Origin of the sequence: Dactylosporangium sp. NPDC050588 (assembly GCF_040654975.1) — a bacterium.
Lineage (GTDB): Bacteria > Actinomycetota > Actinomycetes > Mycobacteriales > Micromonosporaceae > Dactylosporangium > Dactylosporangium maewongense.
Genome location: NZ_JBFAJA010000017.1, coordinates 53,762 through 65,007, shown reverse-complemented (window position 1 = coordinate 65,007; position 11,246 = coordinate 53,762). Strand labels below are relative to the sequence as shown.

Annotated in this window: 9 protein-coding genes; 1 reads left to right on the top strand and 8 read right to left on the bottom strand. The window is 70.9% G+C overall.

Going from position 1 to position 11,246, the window contains the following annotated elements:
* Positions 1–4 precede the first annotated feature (4 nt).
* The 8 genes from AB0I21_RS14030 to AB0I21_RS13995 form a co-directional block, all read right to left on the bottom strand.
* Entirely contained in the window at positions 5–2,089 is a 2,085-nt protein-coding gene (locus tag AB0I21_RS14030; protein ID WP_360561121.1) for a glycoside hydrolase family 2 TIM barrel-domain containing protein, read from the bottom strand.
* Between the two features lie 69 nt (positions 2,090–2,158).
* Positions 2,159–3,463, bottom strand: a complete 1,305-nt coding sequence (locus tag AB0I21_RS14025; protein WP_360561251.1) for a mannitol dehydrogenase family protein — start codon at positions 3,461–3,463, stop codon at positions 2,159–2,161.
* Positions 3,460–4,668 (bottom strand): D-mannonate dehydratase ManD, encoded by a 1,209-nt coding sequence (gene manD / locus AB0I21_RS14020; RefSeq protein ID WP_360561119.1) that lies wholly within the window; start codon positions 4,666–4,668, stop codon positions 3,460–3,462. The genes AB0I21_RS14025 and manD overlap by 4 nt, the downstream gene beginning before the upstream one ends.
* On the bottom strand, positions 4,665–5,495 hold the full coding sequence (locus AB0I21_RS14015; RefSeq protein ID WP_360561117.1) for an ABC transporter permease subunit: 831 nt from the start codon (positions 5,493–5,495) through the stop codon (positions 4,665–4,667). Before AB0I21_RS14015 ends, manD begins: the two co-directional genes overlap by 4 nt.
* Entirely contained in the window at positions 5,492–6,370 is an 879-nt protein-coding gene (locus tag AB0I21_RS14010) for an ABC transporter permease subunit (RefSeq protein ID WP_344499326.1), read from the bottom strand. The genes AB0I21_RS14015 and AB0I21_RS14010 overlap by 4 nt, the downstream gene beginning before the upstream one ends.
* Entirely contained in the window at positions 6,370–7,422 is a 1,053-nt protein-coding gene (locus AB0I21_RS14005; protein ID WP_360561115.1) for an ABC transporter ATP-binding protein, read from the bottom strand. Before AB0I21_RS14005 ends, AB0I21_RS14010 begins: the two co-directional genes overlap by 1 nt.
* Positions 7,419–8,624, bottom strand: a complete 1,206-nt coding sequence (locus tag AB0I21_RS14000; protein WP_360561114.1) for an extracellular solute-binding protein — start codon at positions 8,622–8,624, stop codon at positions 7,419–7,421. The genes AB0I21_RS14005 and AB0I21_RS14000 overlap by 4 nt, the downstream gene beginning before the upstream one ends.
* Positions 8,625–8,674: 50 nt before the next feature.
* Positions 8,675–9,673, bottom strand: a complete 999-nt coding sequence (locus AB0I21_RS13995; protein WP_360561112.1) for a LacI family DNA-binding transcriptional regulator — start codon at positions 9,671–9,673, stop codon at positions 8,675–8,677.
* A gap of 154 nt (positions 9,674–9,827) precedes the next feature.
* Here AB0I21_RS13995 and uxaC point away from each other — a divergent pair, with 154 nt between their 5' ends.
* Positions 9,828–11,237, top strand: coding sequence for a glucuronate isomerase (gene uxaC / locus AB0I21_RS13990; protein WP_360561110.1), 1,410 nt, complete (start codon positions 9,828–9,830; stop codon positions 11,235–11,237).
* Positions 11,238–11,246 lie beyond the last annotated feature (9 nt).

The window sequence follows — 11,246 nt, the reverse complement described above, 5'->3', positions numbered from 1 at the left end:
GCACTCAGTTCAAGTTCCAGGTCACGGTGTCGGTGACGGGGGTGCCGTTGATGGTGGCGGTGACCTGGACGGTGTTGGCGCCGGCGCGCAGGGTCACACCGGTCCACTTGAAGATGTGGTCGGCGCTGGTGCGGGAGCCGAGCGAGACGCCGTTGAGGGTGGCGGTGACGGATGCCGCGTTCGAGTACACCTTCAGCTCGGTCGCGGCGGTGGTGCGCTGGGTCCAGCGGCGGCTGGTGATGTACAGGGTGGGCGCCGCCGACCAGTTCGCCTTGTAGAAGTAGAAGGCGTCCTTGCGGGTGACCCGGTCACGGGTGACGAGCCCCTTGTCGTTGATGCCGGGCTGGCCGCCCTCGTTGCGCGCGTCGGCGGCGAAGTCGAACATGTTCCACACGTACGTGCCCCACACGTACGGGCGGGCGTCGAGCTGCTTCCAGGACGCCTCGTGCAGCAGCGCCTGGTACTCCTCGGGGTGGTACTGGCCGCCGGGGCTGGGCGCGGCGGGGTTGAGGGCGTGCTGGGTGGTGTTGGCGCCCGCACCGTACTCGGACAGGGCGATGCGGCGGGACGGGTTCGCGGCGTGCAGGCTGTCGAGGTTCCCGCCGAGGTCGTTGTAGCCGCCGTTGTACCAGCCGAAGTACTTGTTGTAGCCGCTGGCCTCGGCGTGGTTGTTGACGGCGCCGGTGTCGCTGACGCAGCAGCTGGCGTAGACCGAGACCCGGTCGGGGTCCTCGGTGTTCACGAGGCCGGCGAGGCTGTCCAGCAGGGCGTTGGTGGCGGCGTTGTCGACCCGCTGCTCGTTGCCGATGCCCCAGAAGACGATCGACGGGTGGTTGTAGTTCTGCCGGATCAGCTCGATCATCTGCTGGCGGGCGTTCGCCGTGTAGCCGGCGGAGTTGGTGGTGTCGTTGACGAGCGGGATCTCCGCCCAGACGACGAGGCCGCGTTCGTCGGCGAGGTTGTAGTCCTTCTGGTCGTGCTGGTAGTGCGCCATCCGGATGGTGGTCGCGCCGATCTCGCGGATCAGGTCGAAGTCCTGGGTGTGCTGGGTGTCGTCGACGGCCCAGCCGACCCCGGCGCGGTCCTGGTGCAGGTTCACGCCGTGCAGGTCGTACGGGTGACCGTTGAGGGTGAAGCCGGTGTCGGGGTCGACGCCGAAGGTGCGCAGGCCGAGGGGCTCGGTGACCACGTCGGTGACCTGGCCGTCGGAGCGGATCTCGACGTTCGCCTTGTACATGTACGGGTCGGCGAGCCCGTCCCACCGGTGCGGGTTGGCGATGGTGACGGTCTGCACCACGTCCACACCGGCGTTCGCGGCGACGGTACGGGCGGGCAGCGACTGGTCCGCGACGATGGTGCCCGCCGCGTCGGTGACGACCGTGCGGACGACGACGGAGCGGCTCGACGTGAAGTTGTTGAACAGTTTCGTGGTCACGTCGACGGTCGCCGACACCGCGGTGACGGACCGCTGCCGCAGGTAGACGCCGGGCCCGGCGGAGTCGAGCATCCGCACCGCCAGGGGGTCGACGACCTGCAGGCTGACGTTGCGGTAGATGCCGCCGTAGAACGTGAAGTCCGCGGACAGCGGCGGGATGTCGGCGTTGTTGGCGTTGTTCACCTTGACCGCGATGACGTTGTCCTGCCCCACCTTGAACGCCGACGTGGCGCCGAAGCGGAAGCGGGAGTAGCCGCCGGAGTGCTTGCCGAGGTAGGTGCCGTTGACCCACACGTCGGCGACCTGGTTCGCGCCGGCGAACTGCAGGAACAGCATCTTGCCGGCGAAGGACGCCGGGACGGTGTAGTGCCGGCGGTACCAGCCGACGCCGCGGTAGTAGTTGTCGCCCCCGTCCGCGCCGTCGGCGGCGTTCCAGGTGTGCGGGACGCTGAGCTGCTGCCAGCCGCTGTCGTTGAAGGCGGTGGCCTCGGCGCCGGCGACGTCACCCTTGGTGAAGCGCCAGCCGGAGTTGAGGTCGACCCGCTGCCGGAGCGCGGGCGGGGTGTACGTGGCCGCGGACGCGTGGGGCGCCGCGATCACGTTGGCGGCCACGACCATGACGGCCGTGGCGAGCCACGTGACGATCCTGGGCATTGTTCACTCCCGAACGGGACGTATGGCGGTACGCGCCGCCCCGGGTGGGGCAGCGGTGAGGTGCCGTGTTCAGTTGAAACGCAGGCGTGCGACCTGTTCGACGAGCAGGTCCCGCCAGGTGGTGCCGAGCGGGTCCCCGAGGAACGGCTGGAGCGCGTCGACGAGCGAGGCGGGGGTGCAGCGGCCGGCCGTCGCGGCCGCCAGCGCCGCCGCCTGCGGGTCCTCGACGGGTTGGCGGGTGGCGACGTACACCATCCACGCCGCGACGGCGAGAGCCGTCCACTGTGGAGTGTGTCCCGAATCGAGACGGTCGCGGGCGGTGCCGAGCAGCCGGATCGGCAGCTTGAGTGACCCGTCGGCGGCGACCTGGACGGTCCGGTGGCCGAGCGCCGGGTCGGCGAACCGGCGCAGGATCGACTCCTGGTAGCCGCGCAGGTCGAAGCCGTCCGGCAGGGTCAGGGTCGGCGCGGCGTCCTCGGTCATGAGGCGCCACGCGGCGTCGGCGAGGACGGGGTCGGTCAGCGCCGCCGCGATCGTCTCGTGGCCGGCGAGGGCGCCGGTGTACGCGAGCAGCGAGTGGGTCGCGTTGAGCAGCCGCAGCTTCGCCGCCTCGTACGGCGCGACGTCCGTGGTGAACGTGGCGTCCCACGCGGGGCGCCCGGCGGCGAACGTGTCCTCGATGACCCACTGGCTGAAGGGTTCCGCGACGACCGTGCCTTCGTCGCGGACGCCGAGGATCCGCTGTACATCGGCGAGATCGGCGGCGGAGGTCGCGGGGACGATCCGGTCCACCATGCACGACGGGAACGCGACCGAGGAGCCGATCCACTCGACCAGCCGGTCACCGGCCGGCAGGGTGGCGGCGTGGCCGAGGACGATCCCGCGCAGGGTGGCGCCGTTGGCGGGCAGGTTGTCGCACGGCAGCACGCTGAGCGGCCCGGCGTCGGCGCGGCGGCGCAGCTCCAGGCCGGCGACGAGCCGCTCGACCGCGTTGCCGGGCCGGTAACCCTTTTCGGTCACGGTGAGGGTCACCAGGCGCACGGCCGGGTCGGCGATCCTGTTCACCAGCTCGAACGCCAGGCCGATCTCGCGCAGGGCGCCGATGATCCGCGGCGGTCCGGCGCCGACGCCCCGTTCGAGGACGGTGTACAGGCAGTCCTGCGGCGCGAGCTGGTCCCGGACGGTCGTGGACCGCTGGGTGAAGCCGGCGATCCCCCAGGTCGGGTCGGCGGCCAGGGTGGCGTCGGTGTAGACGGCCTGGTGCGCCCGGTGGAACGCGCCGACGCCGAGGTGCACGATGCCGACCCGCACGTCCGCCGGGTCGTACGGCAACGCGGGCAGCGACCGCAGCGCGGACATCGACAGGCGGGTCACCAACTGTGCATCGTCCCGTCTTCGAGGCGGTTCACCGGCAGCGACGCCGGCTTGTACGGGTACCGCGCGGCGAGTTCCTCGTCGATGTCGACGCCCAGCCCCGGCTCCTCGGACGGGTGCAGGTAGCCGCCGTCGAAGTGGTACCCGTGCGGGAACACCTCGTCCGTCGCGGTCGTGTGCCGCATGTACTCCTGGAGCCCGAAGTTCGGGATGGCGACGTCGACGTGCAGGGCGGCCGCCATGCAGACCGGGGACAGGTCGGTGGCGCCGTGCGAGCCGGACCGCACGTGGTGCAGCGCCGCCAGGTCGAAGATGCGCCGCAGGTGGGTGATGCCGCCGGCGTGCACGACGGTCGCGCGGATGTAGTCGATGAGCTGCTCGCGGATGAGCTGCTCGCAGTCCCAGACGGTGTTGAACACCTCGCCGACGGCGATCGGGGTGGTGGTGTGCTGGCGGATGAGCCGGAACCCGTCCTGCAGCTCGGCGGGGACGGGGTCCTCGATCCAGGTCAGGTCGTACGGTTCCAGACTCTTGCCGAGCCGGGCGGCCTCGATCGGGGTGAGCCGGTGGTGCACGTCGTGCAGCAGCCTGACGTCGGGGCCGAACTCGTCGCGGACGCGGGCGAACACCGACGGCGTGTGCTTCAGGTACTTCGCCGTGGACCACACGTTCTCGGTCGGCAGGGTGGCGTCGGCGGGCTCGTAGTACATCTTGTCGCCGGAGACGCCGTAGGTGCTGGCGAGCCCGGGGACGCCGGTCTGCACCCGGATGGCCTTGTAGCCGAGGTCGACGTACCTGGCGACCTCCACCAGCACGTCGTCCACCGTGGATCCGTTGGCGTGGCCGTAGACGGTGACGCCCTCGCGGGAGCGGCCGCCGATCAGCTTGTACACCGGCAGCCCAGCGATCTTGCCGAGGATGTCCCACAGGGCGGTGTCCACGGCGGCGATCGCGCTCATCGTGACGGGTCCGCGCCGCCAGTACGCGCCCTTGTACAGGTACTGCCAGGTGTCCTCGATGCGGGTCGGGTCGCGGCCGATGAGCTGCGGCACCACGTGGTCGGTGAGGTAGCTGGCGACGGCCAGCTCGCGGCCGTTGAGGGTGGCGTCGCCGACGCCGGTGACGCCCTCGTCGGTGATGATCTTCAGCGTGACGAAGTTGCGGTCGGGGCAGGTGACGATGACCCGGGCCTCGCTGATCCTCATGTGACGTCCTCCTCCTTGACCCGGGCGACGAGCTGGGTCGGGTTCACCAGGCGCAGCGCCAGGACGAGCAGCACGAGCATCGTGCCGGTGTAGATGACGGCCATCGCGTCCACGGACTGCTGCGCGCGGATGCCGGCGGCGGACATCGAGTTGTAGAGCGCGACGACGAGCGTGGTCGAGTCGGGCCCGGCGGTCAGGAACGTCAGCTCGAACATGCCGACGGTGCGGACGAGGACGAGGATCGACGCGGCGAGGATGCCGGGGACGAGCAGCGGGGCGAGGATGCGGGTGAAGATCTGGCGGGTGCCGGCGCCGCACATGCGGGCGGCACGCTCGATGGTGGGGTCGATCTGCTCGATGAACGGGGTCATGGTGAGGATGACGAACGGCACCGACGGCACCAGGTTCGCCAGCACCACCCCGGTCATGTGCCCGGCGAACCCGTACTTGTAGAGGACGGTCGCCAGGGGGATGCCGTACGTGATCGGCGGCATCAGGATCGGCAGCAGGAACAGCAGGTACAGGACGCGCCGGCCGGGGAACGCGCGGCGGGCCAGCACGTAGGAGGCGGGCACGCCGACGAGCACGGAGATGCCGACGACGAGCGCGGACACCTCCAGGGTGGTGACGAGGACGGGGAGCAGCCCGAAGTCGCGCCACGCCTCGCCGTACCACTGGCCGGTGAAGCCGGAAGGCATCCACGTGTCGAACCATTGGGTCCCGAACGAACTGACGACGACGGAGCCGACGAGGCCGAACAGGTTGACGAAGAAGAACGCGACGACACCCCAGACGAGCCAGGCGGCAGGACGCGCGGTGAGTCTCATCCCTTGCCTCCGGTGGATCCGGTGTACAGCAGCGACCGCCAGCCGAGGACGGCGGCGATGACGGCGAGCTCGACGAGGCCCATGACGACCGCGATCGCGGACGCCTTCGGGTAGTCGTACTGTTCGTAGCCGGCGTGCCAGGCGGCGATGGAGATGACGCGGGTGTCGCCGGCGGGGTCGCCGACGAGGACTGCGGACGGGAACACGCTGAACGCGAGCACGAACGTCAGGCAGAACGTGGTGGCGAGGCCCGGCGCGAGCAGCGGCAGGGTGATCCGCCGGAAGCGCTGCGCCCAGCCGGCGCCGAGGGTCGCGGCGGCCTTCTCCAGGGTCGGGTCGATGCCCGACAGGTACGACAGCACCAGCAGGAACGCGAACGGGAAGCCGGTGATGACGAGGGAGAAGAACACGCCCCAGTAGTTGTGGGTGAGCCGGACCGGGTCGTCGATGATCCCGGCCGCCATCAGGGTGCGGTTGAACCAGCCGGTGGGGCCGAGGAAGTTGAGCAGCCCCTGCGCGGTGAGGACCGTGCCGAGGGTGATCGGCACGACGAGGAGCGTGGTGAGCAGCCGCTTGCCGCGGAACCTGCCCCGCATCCGGTAGGCGATCGGCACCGACGCGCCGACGTTGAGCAGCGCCACCGGCAGCGACAGCCACAGCGTGGTGGTGAGGGTGCCGCGCTCGTACGCGTCGCTGAAGAACGACGTGTAGGCCGCGAACGGCCCGCCCTCCTCGGGTTGGAACGACAGCCCGATGCCGTAGAAGAACGGGTAGACGAACAGCGTCACCACGAACAGCAGCGCGGGGCCGAGCAGGAGCAGCTGCCGGTCGACGCCGCGCTCGGCGAGCCGGTGCCGCAGCGCCACCTTGGCCATCAGCTCTCCCCTTCGGCGGGGAACACGAGCAGCGCCGACGGGTCCACCGCGAGGCGGACCTGGTCGCCCGGCGCGGGCCGGGTCCCGGTGCGCAGGTGCAGGCGCTGTCCGGCCTCCGTCACGACCTCCACGGCCACCTCGCGGCCCTGGTACTCCACCACCTCGACGGTGGCCGGGAACCCGTCGCCGGCGATCCGCAGTGACTCCGGTCGTACACCGGCGACAACGGCATCCCCGACGGTCAGGTCGCCGACGGGGGTGCCGTGCAGCGTCAACCCGCCGCCCTCCACCACTGTGGACGGTCCGGTGTGGACGACCTTCATCGGCAGCAGGTTGCGGAAGCCCATGAAGTCGGCGACGTGCCGGTTCGCGGGCTGGGTGTGCAGCTGCTCCGGGGTGCCGACCTGCTGGACCCGCCCGTTGCGGAGCACGACCAGGCGGTCGGCCATCGACAGCGCCTCCTCCTGGTCGTGCGTCACGTAGACGGTGGTGAGGCCGAGCGCCTGGTGCAGGCGGCGGATCTCGGTGCGCATCTCCAGCCGCAGCTTCGCGTCCAGATTGGACAGTGGCTCGTCCATCAGGACCAGCGACGGCTCCAGCACGACCGCGCGGGCGATCGCGACCCGCTGCTGCTGCCCGCCGGACAGCTGCCCGGGCAGCTTCCGCGCCTGCTGCTCCAGGTGGACCAGGGCGATCGCCTCGTCGGTGCGGCGGCGGATCTCGGCGCTGGGCAGGCGGCGCATCTGGAGCCCGAACGCGATGTTCTTCGCGACCGTCAGGTGCGGGAACAGGGCGTAGTTCTGGAAGACCATGCCGAAGCCGCGCTTCTCCGGCAGCAGCGTGTCGAGGCGGGTGTCGTCCTGCCAGATGCTGCCCGCGGTGAGCGGCAGCAGGCCGGCGAGGCAGTTGAGGGCGGTCGACTTGCCGCAGCCGGACGGGCCGAGCAGGGCGATGAACTCGCCCCGCTCGATCGTCAGGTTGAGGTCGACGAGCGCGTCCTGGCCGCCGAAGCGCCGGGTCACGCCGTCGAGCCGCAGCTGGTTGAAGGTCACTTCTTCACCTTCGCGCCGCCCACCTCGCGGTCCCACTTGTCGAACGCGGCGACGAGCGCCTTCGCGTCGAGCGGGACCTCCAGGGGGTTACCGGAGATGAGCTGGTCGTACTCGGGGCGGCCGAAGTCGGTGATCGCCTTCTGGCTGTCGGCGGGCGCCATCGACAGCGGCACGTCCTTGACCGCCGGGCCGGGGTAGAAGTAGCCCTTGTCGTAGGCCTTCGCCTGCTGCTTCGGGCTGAGCATGTCTTGCAACAGCAACAGGATCGCGGCCTGCTTGTCGGCGGAGACGCCCTTCGGCACGACGGCGTAGTGCGCGTCGGTGACCCAGTGGAAGCCGTTGAGCGAGCCGATCTTCGCCTCCTTCGGCACCTGGCCGAGGACGCGCGGGTTGATGTCCCAGCCGGTCGTCGTCGCGATGATCTTGGCGGAACCGTTCGCGAGGGACTTCATCGTCTCGCTGGTCGAGCTCGGGTACAGCTCGACGTACTTGTTGAGCTCGGTGAGGTACGCCCAGGTCTTCTCCCAGCCGTTGACCGGGTCCTTCGGGTCCTTGTCGCCGAGCAGGTACGGCAGGCCCATCAGGAACGTGCGGCCGGGCCCGGAGTTCGCGGGGCGGGCGTACTGGACGGCGCCCGGGTTGGCCTTCGCGTACGCGAGGAGCTCGTCGGCGCTCTTCGGCGGGTTCGGCACCTTGTCCGGCAGGTACTCGATCAGCGGGCCCGACGGGTAGTAGGTGACGGTGACGCCGAAGTCCCCGGCGAGCTTCTGCATCGCGGCGGCGCCGGGCAGGTAGCTGTTCATGTTGGACAGGCGCTGGGCGTACGTGGGAAGCAACGGCTGCCAGAGCCCCTGGTCCACACCGGCGGCGAGGCCGTCGACACCGGTGAGCACGAGGTCGATGTCGACCCGTCCGGCGTTCTGCTGCGCCTTGACCTTCGGCGCGAGCTCGGGCGCGGTCGCCTTGGAGTAGGTGACCTTGCTGATCGTGTCACCGTGCGCGGACACGAATTCGTCGATCATGCCCTGGGTGAGCTGCAGGTTGCCGGCGACGTCGAGGATGTTGAGCGTCACGGGGGACGCGGGCTTGAGCGGCAGGTCGCCGCTGGACGCGGCCGACGGGGTGTTCTTCGCCGGGGCGCCGCAGCCGGCGACGAGCGTGAGGGTGAGCAGTGCGGCGAAGTGTCTGCGGGTCAGGGACATAGCGGGATTCCCTTCTGGTGCACGCTTCAGGGGGTGTCGTGCGGCGTGGCTCAGGTGGTGCTGGCCGCGGGTGGGCGGCCTGTCGAGTGGCGGACCATGAGCTGTGACGGGAGCTCGCGGCGGGCGAGGGCGGCGCGGTCGGGGTCTTCGAGCAGCTGCAGCAGCATGTCGACGCCGGCGCGGCCGATCGGCTCCTGCGGTTGGGCGACGGTGGTGAGCGACGGGCTGACCATCTGGGACAGCACGATGTCGTCGAAGCCCATGACGCTGATCGCCTCGGGCACCTTCACGCCGCGGGTGGCGAACCAGTTCAGCAGGCCGAGCGCGACCAGGTCGTTGTAGGCGATGACGGCGGTGACGCCGGTCGCCAGCACCAGGTCCGCCGCCGCGACACCGCCGGCGAACTGCGGCACGAAGTTGCCGACCTCGACGAGCTCGATGTCGCCGGCCGCGGTCACCGCCCGCAGCGCCTTGGCCCGCTCCCGGTTGGACCACGACGCCCGCGGGCCGGCGACGTAGGCGATCCGCCGGTGGCCGAGGGCGGCGAGGTGCGCGACGGCCTGCCGGATGCCGTCGACGTTGTCGATGGTGATCGCCGAGATCTGGCCGACCCGGCGGTTGAGCATGACGATCGGCGTCTCGCCGGCGACCGAGCGCAGGTCCTCCTCGGTCATGCGCGGCGAGCAGAGCACGATGCCGTCGACCTGCTTGCTCAGTGCCCTGACCAGGCCGGCCTCGGCGTTGGGGTCCTCGTCGGTGTCGGCGAGGAAGACCGAGAAGTCCGACTCGCGGGCGCGGCTCTGCACGCCCTTGACGACGCCCGGGAAGAACGGGTTGGTGAGGTCGGGCACGATCAGCCCGATGTTGCCGGTGCGGCCGGTGATCAGGCCGCGGGCCGCGCGGTTGGGCTGGTAGCCCAGCTCGGCGGCCGCCCGCTCGACCCGGGACCTGGTCTCGGCCTGGACGAGCGCGGGTGTGGTCAGCGCCCGGCTCACCGTCGACGGCGACACGCCGGCCACGCGGGCCACGTCCTTGATCGTCACCGGCATCGAGCACGCTCCCTGGGTCTCGTGATGACGGCAAGCATGAAATCGTTTGTAGGTCGATGTCAAGAGATTCCTCACGCTCACTCTTGACGCGGCGATTTCGTGCGCACACAGTGATGAGAACGTTTGTGGGATCTACCTCTGAGGAGTCACCACGGTGCCGCAGCTCCACCTCGACCCCGACCGGGCCCTGCCACCGGACCCCACGACCAGGGAGCTCGCCCGCACCGTCTACGCCGCGACCCGGTCGCTGCCGCTGGTCTGCATGCACGGTCACGTCGACGCCGCGCTCCTCGCCGACGACACCCCGTTCGGCGACCCGGCCTCGCTGCTGATCACCCCGGACCACTACGTGACCCGGTTGGTGCATGCGGCGGGTGTACCGCTGGAGGCGCTGGGCGTGGGCCCCTCGGCGACGACCGACCCGCGGGCGATCTGGCGGACGTTCTGCGCCAACTGGCGGCTCTTCCGGGGCACCCCGTCGCGGTACTGGCTGACTCACGAGCTCGTCGAGGTCTTCGGCGTCGCCGTCGTCCCGTCCGCGGCCACCGCCGACGCGCTGTACGACGCCCTGGCATCGCGCCTCGCCTCGCCGGAGTTCCGCCCGCGGGCCCTGTTCTCCCGGTTCGGCATCGAGGTGCTCGCCACCACCGACTCGCCGCTGGACGACCTCGACGCCCACGCCCGCCTGGCCGCCTCGGGTTGGGAGGGCCGGGTCATCCCGACCTTCCGCCCCGACGCCCTCGTCCACCTCGACCGTCCTGGGTGGACCGCCGACGTGGCCGCGCTCGCCAAGCGCGCCGACGTCCCCACCGACGACTACGACGGCTACCTGGCGGCGCTGCGCGCCCGGCGGCAGGCGTTCATCGCCGCGGGCGCCCTCGCCACCGACCACGGCCACGAGTCCGCCGACACCACCCCGCTGCCGCCGGCCGAGGCCCGCCGCATCTACGCCGCCGCCCTCGCCGGCCAGGTCACCCCTTCGGAGGCCCGCGCGTTCGCCGGCCACATGCTGCACGAGATGGCCGCCATGTCCTGCGAGGACGGCCTGGTCATGCAGCTGCACCCCGGCGTCCTGCGCAACCACAGCACCGCCGCGTTCGAGCAGTACGGCCCGGACCGCGGCTTCGACATCCCGGTCACCGCCGAGTTCACCCGCTCGCTGCGCCCGCTGCTGCAGTCCTTCGGCCGCCGCCCCGCGCTGCGCCTGATCCTGTTCACCGTCGACGAGACGGTCTACAGCCGCGAGCTGGCCCCCCTCGCCGGCGTCTACCCCGCCGTCCGCCTCGGCGCCCCGTGGTGGTTCCTCGACAGCCCCGAGGGCCTGCGCCGCTTCCGCGCCTCGGTCACGGAGACGGCGGGCTTCTACAACACGGCCGGCTTCGTCGACGACACCCGCGCGTTCGCCTCGATCCCGGCCCGCCACGACCTGGCCCGCCGCATCGACGCCGGCTACCTGGCGGGCCTGGTCGCCCAGCACCACCTGGACCTCGACGAAGCCATCGAGACGGCGGTCGACCTCGCCTACACGATCCCGAAGGAGGTCTACACCCGCCCCGCGCCGTGACCAGGCTAG